The organism is Pantoea sp. PNA 14-12, from assembly GCF_004364735.1.
Taxonomy (GTDB): Bacteria; Pseudomonadota; Gammaproteobacteria; order Enterobacterales; family Enterobacteriaceae; genus Pantoea; species Pantoea stewartii.
Genome location: NZ_SOAJ01000002.1, coordinates 394,316 through 409,904 on the forward strand (window position 1 = coordinate 394,316; position 15,589 = coordinate 409,904).

The 15,589-nt window shown below is 57.9% G+C and carries 15 protein-coding genes; 6 read left to right on the plus strand and 9 right to left on the minus strand.

Features of this window, described 5'->3' with window-relative positions; all coding sequences use genetic code 11:
- Window positions 1-83 precede the first annotated feature (83 nt).
- The 5 genes from accD to pdxB all read right to left on the minus strand — a co-directional run bounded on the left by accD (window position 84) and on the right by pdxB (window position 4,889).
- Entirely contained in the window at window positions 84-998 is a 915-nt protein-coding gene (accD, locus tag C7434_RS09390) for an acetyl-CoA carboxylase, carboxyltransferase subunit beta (RefSeq protein WP_033740674.1), read from the minus strand.
- Between the two features lie 155 nt (window positions 999-1,153).
- Window positions 1,154-1,810 (minus strand): DedA family protein, encoded by a 657-nt coding sequence (locus C7434_RS09395; RefSeq protein WP_033740676.1) that lies wholly within the window; start codon window positions 1,808-1,810, stop codon window positions 1,154-1,156.
- Window positions 1,811-1,834: 24 nt separating this feature from the next.
- Window positions 1,835-2,638, minus strand: a complete 804-nt coding sequence (truA, locus tag C7434_RS09400; RefSeq protein WP_006120062.1) for a tRNA pseudouridine(38-40) synthase TruA — start codon at window positions 2,636-2,638, stop codon at window positions 1,835-1,837.
- Window positions 2,638-3,648, minus strand: a complete 1,011-nt coding sequence (locus tag C7434_RS09405; protein WP_039339710.1) for an aspartate-semialdehyde dehydrogenase — start codon at window positions 3,646-3,648, stop codon at window positions 2,638-2,640. Before C7434_RS09405 ends, truA begins: the two co-directional genes overlap by 1 nt.
- Window positions 3,649-3,755: 107 nt before the next feature.
- A complete protein-coding gene (pdxB, locus tag C7434_RS09410) occupies window positions 3,756-4,889 on the minus strand; it encodes a 4-phosphoerythronate dehydrogenase PdxB (protein WP_039339712.1) in 1,134 nt (377 codons plus the stop codon).
- A 148-nt stretch (window positions 4,890-5,037) separates the two neighbouring features.
- Between pdxB and C7434_RS09415 the strand changes: the two genes are divergently transcribed.
- Window positions 5,038-5,937, plus strand: coding sequence for a DMT family transporter (locus tag C7434_RS09415; protein WP_033740681.1), 900 nt, complete (start codon window positions 5,038-5,040; stop codon window positions 5,935-5,937).
- On the opposite strand, the gene C7434_RS09420 is transcribed toward C7434_RS09415, so the two are convergent.
- Both C7434_RS09420 and tctD read right to left on the minus strand, forming a co-directional pair.
- Window positions 5,918-7,306 carry a sensor histidine kinase gene (locus C7434_RS09420; RefSeq protein WP_133745386.1) on the minus strand — a complete coding sequence of 463 codons (1,389 nt, stop codon included), beginning with the start codon at window positions 7,304-7,306 and terminating at the stop codon, window positions 5,918-5,920. The two genes, C7434_RS09415 and C7434_RS09420, sit on opposite strands and share 20 nt — an antisense overlap.
- Window positions 7,297-7,968 carry a transcriptional regulator TctD gene (gene tctD / locus C7434_RS09425; protein WP_033740685.1) on the minus strand — a complete coding sequence of 224 codons (672 nt, stop codon included), beginning with the start codon at window positions 7,966-7,968 and terminating at the stop codon, window positions 7,297-7,299. Before tctD ends, C7434_RS09420 begins: the two co-directional genes overlap by 10 nt.
- Before the next feature lie 107 nt (window positions 7,969-8,075).
- On the opposite strand from tctD, the gene C7434_RS09430 reads away from it, so the two are divergent.
- From C7434_RS09430 to flk, 4 genes are all read left to right on the plus strand, one after another.
- Complete coding sequence (locus C7434_RS09430) at window positions 8,076-9,068, plus strand: tripartite tricarboxylate transporter substrate binding protein (RefSeq protein ID WP_133745387.1); 993 nt, start codon at window positions 8,076-8,078, stop codon at window positions 9,066-9,068.
- Window positions 9,069-9,080: 12 nt separating this feature from the next.
- Window positions 9,081-9,512 carry a tripartite tricarboxylate transporter TctB family protein gene (locus C7434_RS09435; RefSeq protein WP_033740687.1) on the plus strand — a complete coding sequence of 144 codons (432 nt, stop codon included), beginning with the start codon at window positions 9,081-9,083 and terminating at the stop codon, window positions 9,510-9,512.
- Between the two features lie 10 nt (window positions 9,513-9,522).
- Window positions 9,523-11,025, plus strand: a complete 1,503-nt coding sequence (locus C7434_RS09440) for a tripartite tricarboxylate transporter permease (RefSeq protein ID WP_033740688.1) — start codon at window positions 9,523-9,525, stop codon at window positions 11,023-11,025.
- Between the two features lie 114 nt (window positions 11,026-11,139).
- Window positions 11,140-12,180: a flagella biosynthesis regulator Flk gene (flk, locus tag C7434_RS09445; RefSeq protein ID WP_033740689.1), complete on the plus strand. Its 1,041-nt coding sequence runs from the start codon at window positions 11,140-11,142 to the stop codon at window positions 12,178-12,180.
- A 1-nt stretch (window position 12,181) separates the two neighbouring features.
- On the opposite strand, the gene C7434_RS09450 is transcribed toward flk, so the two are convergent.
- A complete protein-coding gene (locus C7434_RS09450; RefSeq protein ID WP_033740692.1) occupies window positions 12,182-12,625 on the minus strand; it encodes a rhodanese-like domain-containing protein in 444 nt (147 codons plus the stop codon).
- An 88-nt stretch (window positions 12,626-12,713) separates the two neighbouring features.
- Between C7434_RS09450 and C7434_RS09455 the strand changes: the two genes are divergently transcribed.
- Window positions 12,714-14,153: a PLP-dependent aminotransferase family protein gene (locus tag C7434_RS09455; RefSeq protein WP_033740694.1), complete on the plus strand. Its 1,440-nt coding sequence runs from the start codon at window positions 12,714-12,716 to the stop codon at window positions 14,151-14,153.
- Between the two features lie 85 nt (window positions 14,154-14,238).
- Here the strand turns inward: C7434_RS09455 and fabB are convergent, their stop codons facing one another.
- Window positions 14,239-15,459 (minus strand): beta-ketoacyl-ACP synthase I, encoded by a 1,221-nt coding sequence (gene fabB / locus C7434_RS09460; protein ID WP_033740697.1) that lies wholly within the window; start codon window positions 15,457-15,459, stop codon window positions 14,239-14,241.
- Window positions 15,460-15,589: the final 130 nt, after the last annotated feature.

Sequence of the window (15,589 nt, forward strand, 5' to 3'; positions counted from 1 at the left end):
TTTTGCAAATTTATACCTGGTGAAAGCAACAAGGTATAGGGTGCATGGGTGGAAGGCGCGACCGGCGCGCCTTCTGTCTCCTGTCAGGCCTCGTTACTCTCCGGGTGGGACGTCGCAGGTGCGAACTCTTCACCATCGTGCAACGGTGCCGGCAGGTTCATCATTTTTGCCAGCAGACTTGCCAGTTTAAAGCGCATTTCCGGACGACGAATGATCATGTCAATCGCGCCTTTTTCAATCAGAAATTCACTTCGCTGGAAGCCCGGCGGCAGTTTTTCACGCACGGTCTGCTCAATAACGCGTGGACCCGCAAAGCCAATCAGCGCTTTCGGTTCGGCCACGTTCAGATCGCCCAGCATCGCGAAGCTGGCGGAAACACCGCCCATGGTTGGGTCAGTCAGCACCGAAATATAGGGCAGACCGCGTTCCTGCATTTTCGCCAGCGCCGCAGAAGTTTTCGCCATCTGCATCAGTGACATTAACGCTTCCTGCATACGGGCACCGCCGCTGGCGGAGAAGCAGATAAGCGGACAGTTGTCTTCCAGCGCCTGCTCGACCGCGCGAACAAAACGCGCCCCGACAACAGAGCCCATTGAACCGCCCATAAACGCGAACTCAAAGGCCGCCGCGACAACCGGCATACCGTGCAGTTGGCCTTTCATGACGATCAGCGCATCTTTTTCATCTGTCGCTTTTTGTGCCGCAACCAGACGATCTTTGTACTTTTTGGAATCCCTGAACTTCAGCAGATCTTTGGGTTCCAGCTCGCTGCCCAGTTCAACCAGCGTGCCCTGATCGAGCAGGCTCGCCAGACGCTCACGGGCGTGCATGCGCATGTGGTGGTCGCACTTCGGGCAGACCTCAAGATTACGCTCCAGCTCGGCACGGTAAAGTACCTGGCCACAGCTGTCGCATTTCGTCCACACTCCTTCCGGAATGTTGGCACGACGTGCAGGCGTAATATTGCTTTTATTAAGAATGCGTTCAATCCAGCTCATTGATGACCTTTCTGTTAAAAACTGACCTGGTCCAGTCGTCTTGATGCTGCTGAAAACCGCTTCAGCAGACGGTAAATGTCGCTCATTAAACCACAACCAGTTAAGACTGTGGATAAAAATCTGGTCTTACCCCTGAGTGGTAAGCCTGCTCAGGGTTAATTTTGCTGCTTAGCCTGGCGGCGATGACGCCAGATTTCGATAATGCCCGGCAGAACCGATACCACGATAATGCCCAGGATGAGCAGCTTAAGATTTTCCTGCACCACTGGCAAATCGCCAAACAGATAGCCTGCATAGGAAAACAGCAGCACCCATGCCAGCGCACCGGTAACGTTAAACAGGGCAAAATGCCGATAGGACATGTGGCCCATGCCGGCGACAAAAGGGGCAAAGGTACGCACAATCGGCACGAAACGGGCAAGAATAATGGTTTTTCCACCATGACGGGCATAAAACGCATGGGTTTTATCCAGATAGCTGCGACGGAAAATTTTCGAGTTCGGGTTGCTGAACAGGCGTTCACCGAACAGTTTACCGATGGTGTAGTTCACCGCATCACCCAGGATCGCCGCGATAACCAGCAGCGCGACCATCAGGTGGACGTTCAGATCGTTACCGGGCAATGCCGCCAGTGCCCCCGCGACAAACAGCAGCGAGTCGCCTGGCAAAAACGGCGTGACCACTAAGCCGGTTTCGCAGAATAAAATCAGGAACAAAATGGCGTAAATCCAGATGCCATACTGCGCGACTAATTCGGCCAGATGCACATCAATGTGCAAAATAAAATCGACCACAAAATGGATGAACTCCATAACGATCCCTTTAGCTAAGGTTGATTAATCCGCGAGGAACAACGGCCCCATCGGCGGCTGAGGTAAAGCAAAGTGCGCGGGATAATCCACCGCCACCAGGTAAAGCCCTTCGGCTTTTGCCGTGGCCGCCGCCAGCGTGCGATCTTTGGCGGCCAGCAGTTCTGCCATCCAGGATTCTGGCTGATTACCACAGCCAATTTCCATCAGACTACCGACAATGTTGCGCACCATATGGTGCACAAAAGCGTTGGCTTTAATGTCCACAATGACATAGGGCCCGTGACGACTGACGTTCAGGTGCATCACGTTGCGCCATGGCGTACGCGACTGGCACTGTACGGCGCGAAACGAGGTGAAATCGTTCTCGCCCAGCAGGCTCTGCCCGGCGCGCTGCATCTTTTCCACATCCAGCGGATAGTAAAAGTGCGTCACGCCCTTGCCCAGGATAGCCGGACGTAAGCGCTGGTTGTAAATCAGGTAACGGTAACGCCGGGCTGTGGCGCTGAACCGTGCATGAAACTCGTCCGGCACGGCTTTCACCCAACGTACAGCGATATCGTCCGGCAGATTGGCATTGACACCCAATGTCCAGGCGGCATCCGCTCGCTGCGCCACGGTCTCAAAATGCACCACCTGTCCGGTGCCGTGCACGCCAGCATCGGTACGCCCGGCGCAAAATACGCTCACCGGATGGTCCGCGACCTTCGACAGCGCCCGCTCCAGCTTTTCCTGCACGCTGCGCACTTCCTGCTGCCGTTGCCAGCCGTAGTATCGGCTGCCGTCGTACTCAATGCCCAGTGCCAGCTTTCTTGTCTGACCTTCCGACATCAGTACATATACTCCTGCACCAGCTTCTCTGCGGTTTTCACCGCCATCAGCGCGCCACCGAAACGAACGTTGTCCGCCACGGACCAGAACTGCAACAGCTCCGGAATACCGTAGTCATTACGTACACTGCCGATACTCAGCGCATCGCTACCTGAGGCATCCGTTACCGGCGTGGGAACGTCCTCTTCGTCGCTCAGGCGAATATCGGCGGCCAGGGCCAGCTCCGCTCTGGCTTCGTCTGCCGACAGCGGGCGCAGATTTTCAATGTGGACGATCTGGGCATTGCCATAAAACACCGGTGCCTGAACGCTGCTGACCGCCACGGGCAAACCGTCGTCCTGCAACACTTTACGCACCTGATCAACCAGGCGACGCTCGCTCTCCACGCTGCCCTCTGCATCGGCCTGTTGTGGCAGCAGGTTAAAAGCCAGCTGACGACCAAAATGGTGGTCATCCGCCGGTACGCCGTTCAGCAGGCGGGCGCTCTCCCCGGCCAGCGCATCCACAGCCACTTTGCCGTGCGTGGAGACGGAGATCAGATTGGTGACCTGCAAACGGCCTAAACCGGCGGCATCGACCAGCGGTTTGATAGCCGTCAGCAGCTGGCTCACCAGATTATCGGCCACGCTGATGATATTGCGATTACGGTAATCGGCCAGCACCTGCGGATTCACATCCGGCACCACCAGCGGCACATCCGGCGACAGGGCAAACAGCTCACTGCTGTCGATAACCAGGCAACCCGCACTCGCCGCCTCTTCCGCATAACGGGCCGAGGCGTCACGACCGGCAACAAAGAAGGCCAGCTGCGCCTGTGACCAGTCAAACTCCGCGGCGTTTTCAACCCGCAGAGAGCGCCCTTCAAAACGTTTACTTTCACCGGCGCTGTTATCGCTTGCCAGCAAATACAATTCACCAACCGGGAACTGGCGTTGAGCCAGCAGTTCCAGTACAGCGTTCCCTACTGCGCCTGTTGCGCCAAGAAGCGCAATATTCCAGCCGTCAGACATGTTGGTTTACCTCAGACAATGACATAAAAACAGAAGGCGGTGATGCCACCGCCCAGGGATTCAGATTTATCCCTGCACCTGTGCCCGCGTTTTACGCAGGCTGACAATCAGGTGGAGGATAATACGGCGTTAAAGCCCAACTGAGTGAGCATTTCTGCGGTCGCGGCCTCATCGCAGTTCACCTGCAATGATGACCACTCGCGACGCTCTTCATACTGCTTGCGCAGGCGGTCAAATTCACCCGGTTTTGCCGCCACTTTTCGCAGGGGCGCATCATCGCGGCGCACATCATACACCAGATGCACAAGACGTTTCAGCGTTGGCTGATCGAGCGGCCCATTCAGGCTGATCTGGCTGAACTCTGGCGTAGGCAACAGGCTGCTCAGGGGCACCTGCTGCGGCTGACCAATAAAGTCGCACCAGGCTTCGAACACCTGGGTGGTGCCGCGCGCCTTGCCCTCAAGGGTGTAACCGGCAATGTGCGCCGTGGCGATATCAACCCGATCCAGCAACGCGAGGGAGAGATCCGGCTCCGGTTCCCAGACGTCCAGCACCACGCTCAGATCGTGACGCAGGTTCAGCACCTCAAGCAGTGCGGCATTGTCGACCACCGGGCCACGGCAGGCGTTAATCAAAATCGTCTTCGGTTTCAGGGCCATCAGCAGCGCGGCATCGGCCAGATGCCAGCTTTTATAGGGGCCGGATTTAAACAGCGGCGTGTGAAAGGTCAGAATATCGGCCTGTTGCACCAGCGCATCAAGTGAGAGAAACTCGCCGTCGTCACCCCGATCGGCGCGCGGGGGATCGCATAACAGGGTTTTTACGCCCCAGGCTTCCAGCCGCTTCTGCAGGCGTCCGCCCACATTTCCCACGCCCACGATGCCAACAGTACGATCGCGCAACTGGAAACCGTCCCGCTCTGCCAGCAGCAGCAAGGCAGAAAACACGTATTCAACCACCGCAATCGCGTTACAGCCGGGGGCCGCAGAGAAGGCGATGCCCGCCTGCTGCAGCCACGCTTCGTCAATATGATCCGTGCCCGCCGTGGCAGTGCCGACAAACTTAACGGGTTTGTCCTGCAACAACGCGGCGTTGACCTGGGTGACGGAACGCACCATCAGACCATCGGCATCTGCCAGTTCGGCTTCAGGAAGCGGTCGGCCAGGTACGGCGACCACATCGCCCGTACGACTAAAGAGTTCACGGGCATACGGCATATTTTCATCGACGAGAATTTTCACCACGGCTTTCCTGTCTGTGTATTGAAGGCCGCTATTCTGGCACAAAAGCCTGACATTCGCCTAACCACGCAGTGCAGGGGCGGGTAAGGCTGGCAGAAAGGGGCATCACAGGCGTACACTGCCGCGGGTCTGAGACGGGAGCCTTGTTATGGTCTTTTTATTTCCGCTGTTTGCGGTGTTGATTTGGTCGGTTAACGCTATCGTGAATAAATTATCGGCAGGTGCCATTGAGCCTGCCGCAATTTCGTTCTATCGCTGGCTGCTGGCGTTGCTGGTGCTGACGCCTTTTGTCCTGCCGGGCGTGCTGCGGCAATGGCAGACGATCCGGCCGCATCTGGGACGACTGATGATTCTGGGCCTGCTGGGCATGGCGCTGTATCAGAGTCTGGCCTATTACGCCGCCCATAGCGTGAGTGCCCTGTTTATGGGCATTATCGCCGCGCTCATCCCGCTACTCACCGTGCTGCTCAGTGTCCTTATTCTGCGGATTGCCCCGACCGTGGGGATTCTGGCCGGCAGTCTGATCTCCTTCTGTGGCTTAATCTGGCTGGTCAGTGAAGGCAATCCTGACCAGCTGCTGCATCACGGCATCGGTACGGGCGAAGCCCTGATGCTGGCGGCCTCAGCCTGCTATGCGCTTTACGGCGTGATGACAAAACGCTGGTCGATTCCCCTGCCCGTCTGGCAGAGTCTGTATGTGCAAATTGCCGCTGGCGTGATGCTGTTGCTGCCCGGTTTTCTGATGACACCGGATGTCTCGCTCACGCCACGGAATCTTCCCCTGGTGGCCTTTGCCGGCCTGTTCGCCTCCATTCTGGCCCCCTGGCTGTGGATTCATGGCGTACAAAAGTTGGGGGCCAGCATCACCAGTATTTTTATGAATCTGACACCGCTCTTTACCGCCCTGATTGCGGTGCTGTTTTTGCATGAACATCTGCACAGCTATCACTGGATTGGCGGCGGTCTGACGCTGGCGGGCGTTCTGCTGGCACAGCGTCTGCGCAGGCCGTTAACGCGACGGGAATCGCTTAAGGCCGATCCGCATTAAACCGGATAGTGACACGCAGCCCACCGAGTGAGGGGCTGCTATCCAGCGTGACGGTTGCGCCATGCCAGGCGCAAATATCGTGCACCAGCGCCAGCCCGATACCTGCTCCCGTCTGCATCGCGGCGTTATCCAGCCGGATAAATGGCCGTAACGCGCTTTGCTGCTCTTCCGGGCGAATGCCCGGCCCTGAATCCTCAATGTATAATCTGCCGCTCTCCAGGCGCGCCGTCACCGTACCCTGCACCGGCGTATAGGTAATAGCGTTATCCAGCAGGTTGGCGCACAGCTCGCCCAGCAGCAGCGCATCGCCTTTGACGTCGCCGTGCGCATCACCTTCGTAACCCAGATCAATCTGTTTCGCACGCGCAGCCGCATAGCGGCTCAGGCACGCCTCGCGCACCACCGTCGCCAGATCCACTTTCACCATGGGTTTATCTTCGCCGTGTCGGGCTTTGATACGCGCCAGTTGCAGCAGCCGGTCGGTAAGCAGGATGGTGTCATCCAGCGTGTAGCGCATGCTCTGCAGGCTTTCCCGCCACTGTTCGGGCTGATGGCTGTCCAGCGCCGTGCCGATCTGGGTTTTCAGAATAGTGAGCGGCGTGCGAAGCTGATGAGCGGCGTCGGCGCTGAACCGATCCTGACGCGCCAGCAATCCCCGCAGCCGTTCCAGATAGCGGTTAAATGCCACGATAAGCGGCTGTAGCTCCGACCACGGCAGGGACGGCAGCGGCGTCAGTTCAGCACCATCGCGACGCAGCACAATGCGGGACAGACGGCGTAAAGGCCGCAACACCCGGCGTAGCATCAGGCTTGCCAGCAACACGGCAATTAACACCAGCGCGCTCTGGCTGAGCAAAGCCGTGCGCATCAGCCCTTTCGCGAAAGCCTCACGGGAATGGATGGTTTCCGCGACCAGCACCAGCGCCATACCTTCCGCGCCCGTCTCGCTGACGGGCTGCCACAAGGCCGCTACCCGGATGCGCTGCTTTTGATAATAGCCGTCATAGAAATGGACCAGCGCGGGATAAATCTCTGACATCGCGCTGGTGACGGGGATCGGGGGAAGCCCGTCATAGCCGGACAGCGTTTTCCCCTGCGGCGAAATCACCTGATAAAACAGGCGATCATTCATGTTGCGCTCAAAGCTGTCGAGCACCACCCAGGGCACGTCGACCTCCAGGTGTTGGTTACGCACCACCAGCCGTTCAGCGACTGTGCGCGCAGAGGCCAGCAGAGAGCGATCGTAGGCCTGATTCGCCGCCGCCAGTCCGCTCTGATAGTGCGTGTAAACAGAAAGCACCCACATCAGGGAAAGCGGCAGCCCCAGCCAGGCCAGTAACTCGCCCCGTAGCGAGGTGATCAGTCGCATGCCAGGGTTTCCAGGCTGTAGCCCAGTCCGCGCAGCGTCACAATGCCCACGTTACTGCCCGCCAGCTTTTTGCGTACACGGTGTACATACAGCTCAATGCTTTCCGGGCTGGCGTCATCCGCCAGGGTGAAGGTTTGTTCATACAAATGCTGCCGCGAGACCGGGCGGCCCCGACGCTGCATCAGCGTGGTCAGTACGCTGGATTCACGCGGTGTCAGCGCCAGCGGTTTCTCTGCCAGCAAAAAGTAGCCTTCACCGTTCAGCACCAACTGGCCCAGGGTCTGGTGCCGGGCCGAGTGTCCCTGCGCACGACGCAGCAACGCACGCAGGCGCGCATCCAGCTCATCCAGTTCGAAGGGTTTGGTCAGATAGTCATCCGCGCCGGTATTCAGGCCGCGCACGCGGTCGTCCAGCGTTGTGCGTGCGGTCAGCAGCAACACCGGGACATTTTGTCCACGCCGACGTAACCGGGTTAACACCTCAATGCCGTCCAGACGCGGCAGGGAAACATCCAGTACGACCAGCGCATAATCTTCACTTTGCAGGCTGTGATCCGCCGAAACGCCGTCCGCGACCCAGTCCACAGCAAACCCTTTTTGCGTTAACGCCTTCTGTAACCATCGCGCCAGCTCGGCCGTGTCTTCCACCAGTAAGAGACGCATATCACATCCTTTCACTAAACCTGATGGCTGAAAGGTAAATGAAAGGTTACCGATTTAACAATTCAATAACGCCGAATTGTCGGTAGTAATCACACTCTGAAAGAAAGATGGAACGCACGATGAAAAAAATAATCCACACCGCCCTCGCCTCTGCCCTGTTGGCTCTCATATTGCCGTCGCCAGGTAATGCCGCTGCCCCCGACAGGACCGAATGCATTGCCCCCGCCAAACCGGGTGGCGGTTTCGATCTGACCTGTAAGCTGATTCAGGTTTCACTCATGGAAACCAAACAGATCGAAAAACCGATGCGCATTACCTACATGCCTGGCGGCGTGGGTGCTGTGGCCTATAACGCTATTGTGGCTCAGCGCCCGGCTGAAGCAGGCACTGTGGTCGCCTTTTCGGGCGGCTCACTGCTGAATCTGTCGCAGGGAAAATTTGGTCGTTACTCGGTCGATGATGTGAAGTGGTTAGCGGCCATCGGCACAGATTACGGCATGATCGCCGTGCGGGAAGACGCGCCGTGGAAAAATCTGGGCGAATTAATGGCGGCCATGAAGGCAGATCCGACCAAGGTGGTGGTCGGTGCGGGTGCCTCCATCGGCAGTCAGGACTGGATGAAAACCGCGCTGGTGGCGAAAGAAGCCGGTATCGATCCGCGTAAGATGCGCTATGTCGCCTTTGAAGGCGGGGGCGAAGTCGTCACCGCGTTGTTGGGCAATCATATTCAGGTGATGTCGGGCGATCTCAGCGAAATGGTGCCGCACCTGCAAGGCAGTAAACTGCGCGTCCTGGCGGTGATGGCCGACAAGCGTCTGCCCGATCAGCTGGCGACGATTCCGACGGCGAAAGAGCAAGGGTTTAACGTGGAATGGCCCATTATTCGTGGTTTCTATCTGGGGCCGAAGGTCAGCGACGCGGATTACCAGTGGTGGCAGAACGCGTTCGAAAAAATGGTGCAAACGCCCGAATTCAGGCAACAGCGCGAACTGCGTGGCCTGTTTGAGTTCAATCTCTTTGGCGCAGAACTGGATAAATACGTGAAGAATCAGGTGGCCGCTTACCGTGAGCAGGCGAAATCCTTTGGTCTGGCTAAGTAACCGGAGCGCATCATGAGCGATCGTATTTTTGCCACGCTGTGGCTGGTGTTATGTCTGGCAGGGTTAGTTGTCGCCTGGCAAATCCAGAGTGAATACAGTTATGAACCCGTCGGCCCGCGGCCTTTTCCGCTGGCGCTGCTCACCCTGATGGCGCTGTGTGCCGTCATGCTGCTACTGAGAAAGCCCGATGCCATCCAGTGGCCCGCACCGCAGACGATGAAACGTCTGGTGGCGCTGGCCGTCATGCTGTTCGTGTATGGCTGGCTGTTTGAACGTCTGGGGTTCCCGCTATCCACCGCGCTCCTGACCTTCGGCATCGGCATGCTGTTTGGCGCGCGCTGGTGGGCCGCCGTCCTGTCCGGCGCGGTTATGGGGTGGGCGCTGTTTTACGCCTTTGACCATCTGCTGGATGTCACCCTGCCGGCTGGCAGCCTGATGAGCTAAGGAGAAAAAAATGGATATCTGGTCTTTTCTCATGCAGGGTTTTGCCGTTGCCATGACACCGCAAAACCTGCTGATTGCCTTAACTGGCTGCTTTATCGGAACGATTGTTGGCCTGCTGCCCGGTCTGGGTCCGATCAACGGCGTGGCCATTCTGATGCCGCTGGCCTTTGCGCTGCACCTGCCTGCGGAGTCTGCCCTGATTTTACTGGCAACGGTGTATCTGGGCTGCGAATACGGCGGACGCATCTCGTCGATACTGCTCAATGTGCCGGGCGACGCTGGCGCGATTATGACCGCGCTGGATGGCTACCCCATGGCACAGCAGGGAAAAGCGGGCGTAGCGCTGTCTGTCTCTGCCGTGAGTTCGTTTGTCGGCTCCACCATTGCGATTATCGGCATCATCCTGTTCGCCCCGCTGCTGGCGCGCTGGTCGCTGGCGTTTGGCCCGGCGGAGTATTTTGCGCTGATGGTGTTTGCCATTGCCTGCCTGGGCAGCATGATGAGCCAGAATCCGCTCAAGTCATTTCTGTCCGCCCTGATTGGCTTAAGCATGGCGACCGTTGGCGTGGATGCCAACACCGGCGTTTACCGCTTTACCTTTGACAGCGTTCACCTCTCCGACGGCATTCAGTTTGTCGTGGTGGTCATTGGCCTGTTCTCGGTGAGCGAAATTTTGCTGATGCTGGAATCCACCCATACGGGACAAAAGGTGGTGCGCGCCAGTGGCCGCATGATGTTCAACATGAAAGAAGCCGCCCAGTCGACCGGGGCTACGCTGCGATCATCGTTTATTGGTTTCTTTGTCGGTGTCTTGCCCGGAGCCGGTGCCACCATCGCCAGCGCAATCGCCTACATGACAGAGAAAAAAATCAGCGGCAGCGACCAGTTTGGTAAGGGCGATATTCGTGGTGTTGCTGCGCCGGAAGCCGCCAACAACGCTTCGGCGTGCGGATCGTTTATTCCGATGCTGACGCTGGGCATTCCGGGCTCTGGCACCACCGCGGTGATGGTCGGCGCGTTGACGTTATATAACATCACGCCCGGTCCGGCGATGTTTACCGAACAGCCGGATATCGTCTGGGGGCTCATTGCGGCGCTGTTAATTGGCAACGTGATGCTGCTGATTATGAACATCCCGATGATCAACGTGTTCGCGCGTATGCTGACCATTCCGCTGTGGTTTCTGGTACCGGCCATTGCCGCCATTTCTGCGGTTGGCGTTTACGCCGTACACAGCACCACCTTTGACCTGCTGTTGATGGTCGGGCTTGGTGTTTTTGGCTATATCCTGCGAAAAATGGACTTTCCGATGTCACCGCTGATCTTAGGTTTCGTGTTGGGCGAAATGCTGGAGCAGAACCTGCGCCGTGCGCTGTCTATCAGCAATGGTGAAATGGCGATTTTGTGGGAGAGCCCTATTGCCAAAGTGCTGCTGATCCTGGCCGTGGCGGTATTGATTGTTCCGTTTGTATGGAAACGTCTGCGCCGTAAAGCCACGCCTGCGCATCAGTAAGTAAATCTTTGGTTGAAACACATCAGCCCCGTGGATTTCCAGGGGGCTTTTGTTATCATAGCGTATTCTGTTTCCGGCGCACCCCACGCTAGTCTGTTTTCCAAGGAATCCGCCATGCAACCTGTCAGCGGCCCCGGTGTGCCGGTCGGCGATCGTTCATCTGTTAATCCCCAAACTGACACTTCACGTCCGGGCAGCGTTGCCGGTGAACAACCGCTGTCGCCTGCCCAGCGTACGACGCTTGAGCGTTTGATTGTGCGCATCATGTCCCTCAGCACGTTAAAAGCGCCGGAGCTCTGGGCTGGGCTGCGCCATGAAGTGGGTGTGAAGAGTGAAGCGGAACTGCAGTCGCGCCACTTCCCGGCTGCCGAGCAGTTTCTCAACGCCCGCCTGGCGCAGGTGCAAAATGGTCATGCCACACGTCAGCTGATGACGCAACTGACCGAATTGCTGCCGAAAGGAAACAATCGTCAGGCTGTCAGTGATTTTATCCGTCAGCAGTTTGGTCAGACGGTGCTGAGTGCCCTGACGCAGGACCAGCTGCGTCAGGTGTTAACCATGCTGCAAAATGGTCAGATGGCAATCCCCCAGCCGCAACAGAGTCGCACCAGCGATCGCTCTCTGCTGCCCGCCGAACACCAGGCGCTGAATCAGCAGATCGTCCGCCTGGCGGCCGCCACCGGCGAATCCAGCGGCAAAATCTGGACGGCGGCGCTGAAGCTGGTGAACCTGACCAGCGGCGATCCGATTCCTTCACGCCATTACCCGTTACTGACTCAGTATCTCCAGGTGCGTCAGACGCTGAGCCAGCACAGCGCGCCAACGCTGCAGCTGATTGAAAGCTCACTGAAACATCCTCTGGACAAGCGTGAGCAGCAGATGCTGGAGGATTACAGCCAGCAACGGTTCCAGGCTACCCCGCAGACGGTGTTGACGCCGACCCAGACGCAGGACCTGCTTAACTTCCTGTTTTCACGGCGCGCAGAGCGAGCCCATGAGCAGGCGCTGGCCGACAGTGAGTTGAATCCGCACCCCATCTGGGCACCGATTTCCGCCTCGCTGCCGCCCGCGCTGAAACCGCTGGCTGAGCGCCCCTTACTGGCCGCGGTCGTCGGGCTGATCGTACTGGCCTTTCTGCTCTGGCTGGTGCTGTAAATCAGCAACCACAGGATGCCGCAGCCGTTGTCTGCGGCCATTCGCCCGCCTCATCGCCCCATGCCATGGGGTGACCATCCCGCTTCCAGAAATCCAGCCCGCCAGTCAGCTCTTTCACCTGAAAGCCCAACAAGGCTAACTGATGCGCCGCTTTGGTTGAGCCATTGCAGCCAATCCCATCGCAGTAGGTGACGTACACTTTATTACGATCCAGGCGGGCCGTGCTGGCTTCGTTCATTTCCCGGTGCGGGAAAGAGATCGCGCCACAGATATGACCGCCGCGATATGCCTCTTCCTGGCGCGCATCCACGACCACAATCCCCTGAACCTGACGGGAAAGATCCTCAGCCAGATCCCAGGCATCGGTGTAATACGCCAGTTTAGCCTGCAGATACGCCACGCTTTGCGACGGTGAGGCGGGAGGGAAACGTAAAACGGATGACATCGGCATTTCTCCTGTTGTGTGATGACGGCAGTGTACGGCAAAGTGGATGCCTGACTAAGACCCATCTGAACCTGTTGATAAGACCATTATGTCGTCACCGCTTCTGCAACTGTTTCATCATCAGACCACGGGCGGTCTGCGTGACCGCCTGTGCGCCACGCTGCGTCAGTGGATAGAAACCGCGCACCTTCAGGCCGGACAGAAACTGCCCTCTACACGTCAGCTGGCCACGGATTTAACGCTGTCACGCGTGACGGTGGAAGCGGCTTACGCCCAGCTCGAAAGCGAGGGTTATCTGCGGCGGGAAACAGGCCGGGGCAGTTTTGTTGCCATCACTCTCCCTGACAAAGCTCCCCGCATTCGCGCCAGCCGCATGGCCCGGTTGTCACGACGCGGCCAGCAGGTCCTGGCGACAGGCGGCTGCCAGGACGCGCCGTTTCCCTGTACGTTTGCAGCGGGTTCTCCGGAGTTGCGGGCGTTTCCTCATGCGGTCTGGCGGCGGTTAACCGCACGTATCCAGCACAGCGAAGGCCAGAGCGTGATGGGCTATGGCGATCCGTCAGGCTATATGCCACTGCGCCACGCGCTGGCTGATTACCTTGCGTTGTCGCGCGGCATTCACTGCCAGCCTGAGCAGGTCGTGATTCTGACCAGCTCGCAGCAGGCCCTTCAGCTACTGGCGCTGATGCTGGTCGACCCTGGCGATAACGTGTGGATGGAGGAGCCGGGTTATGCGGGCGCACGCAACGCCTTTCTGGCTGCGGGTGCCCGCGTGAGCGGAATAAGTGTGGATGGCCAGGGCGCCGTCCCTCAGCCTGGCGCGGCAAAGCTGATGTACCTGACGCCTTCCCATCAGTATCCGACAGGTGTTGCCTTGAGTCTGCCACGTCGTCTCGCCTGGCTCGACTGGGCTCGCCGCAACGGTAGCTGGCTCATCGAAGACGATTATGACAGTGAGTTTCACTATGATGAGCGCCCCGCTCCCGCGCTGCACGCACTCGACAGGGATCAGCGGGTGATAACCTTAGGCACGTTTTCAAAATCCCTGTACCCGTCCCTGCGCCTGGCATGGATGGTCGTGCCCGAGGCGCTGGTGGAACCCTCGGGTCGCGTACGCAGCATTCTGGATGGTCACAGCGCCCTGCTTCCCCAGGCGGTGACCGCCGCGTTTATGCAGCAGGGGCACTTCGCCAGTCATCTGCGCCTGATGCGTCAGCTTTACCAGAGCCGTCGCGATCGCTTACTGGAACAGATTGAACAGCGTCTGACGCCGTGGCTCACCCCCTTTCCCTGTCCGGGCGGACTGCAGCTGGCTGTTAACCTGTTACAGGGGGATGAAGGCGCTTTGACCGTACAGGCGGCAAACGCGGGCTTATTGTTACCCCGGCTCAGCCCGCTGTATAGCGAAAAAACAAACCGGCAAGGCTGGCTATTAGGTTTTGCGGCGCTCACGCCGGATGAAATTGTGGCGGGATGTGACAGGCTGGTCAGGCTGCTGTCACGCAGCGCATCCCGTCAACGTGACTAATGGACCGAAACAAAAAAGGCCGGCAATCGCCGACCTTTTGGATGTGTGTGCGTCATGCTGCGCGCAACATGACGCTTCGCCACACTTATGCCTGGTATTTACGCAGGGTCAGGGTGGCGTTGGTGCCGCCGAAACCAAAGCTGTTAGACATCACGGTGGTAAGGGCTTTTTCCGTCGGCTCTGTCACGATGTTCATGCCTTCTGCCGCGGCGTCCAGCGAGCTGATGTTAATGCTTGGGGCGATAAAGCCGTGCTCCAGCATCAGCAGTGAGTAAATCGCTTCCTGCACACCCGCCGCTCCTAAGGAGTGGCCGGTCATGGCTTTGGTCGCAGAGATGTACGGTGTGTTTTCGCCAAACACTTCACGAATAGCACCCAGCTCTTTGACATCGCCCACTGGCGTAGAGGTACCATGGCTGTTCAGATAGTCGATTGGCGTGTCCACGCCCTGCATCGCCATCTTCATGCAGCGTACAGCGCCTTCACCTGACGGTGCGACCATATCAGCACCATCAGAGGTGGCACCGTAGCCCACGATTTCAGCATAGATGTGCGCGCCACGAGCCAGCGCATGTTCCAGCTCTTCCACCACGACCATACCGCCGCCGCCTGCGATAACGAAGCCGTCGCGCTCGTTGTCATAGGTACGTGACGCTTTTTCTGGCGTGTCGTTGTAACGGGTCGACAGGGCGCCCATCGCATCGAACTCACAGGCCATTTCCCAGCACAGCTCTTCGCCGCCGCCGGCAAAAACGATATCCTGCTTGCCCAGTTGAATCTGCTCAACCGCGTTACCAATACAGTGTGCAGAGGTCGCACAGGCTGAACTGATAGAGTAGTTTACGCCGTGGATTTTAAACGGTGTGGCCAGGCAGGCAGAAACACCGGATGCCATCGCCTTGGTCACCACATAAGGGCCAACGGCTTTCAGGCCGCGTGGGCTGCGCATCGCATCCGCGCCAAAAACCTGAAAACGTGGAGAACCGCCGCCGGAACCTGCAATCAAACCTACGCGAGGGTTGTTCTGGTAGGCTTCGTTGCTCAGGCCAGAATCTTTGATAGCTTCTTCCATTGACAGGTAAGCATAGATGGACGCATCACTCATGAACCGCACAATTTTGCGATCAATGAGGCCGGTGGTATCGAGTTTAACGTTACCCCAGACGTGACTACGCATGCCGGAATCTTTCATCTCCTGGGAAAAAGTGATGCCTGAGCGGCCTTCACGCAGAGATGCCAGCACCTCTTGCTGGTTATTACCAATACTGGAAACGATCCCTAAGCCAGTAATCACAGCACGTTTCATTCAATCTTCCTCAACACTTCTGTTATTTGACGAGCACTCTAGCTTACACTTGTACGCCGAACAAGTCCGATCAGCCAATTCCTTTGTAAATTTGCGTCATCTTCCCCCGGCCGATAAACTCCTGCCATTC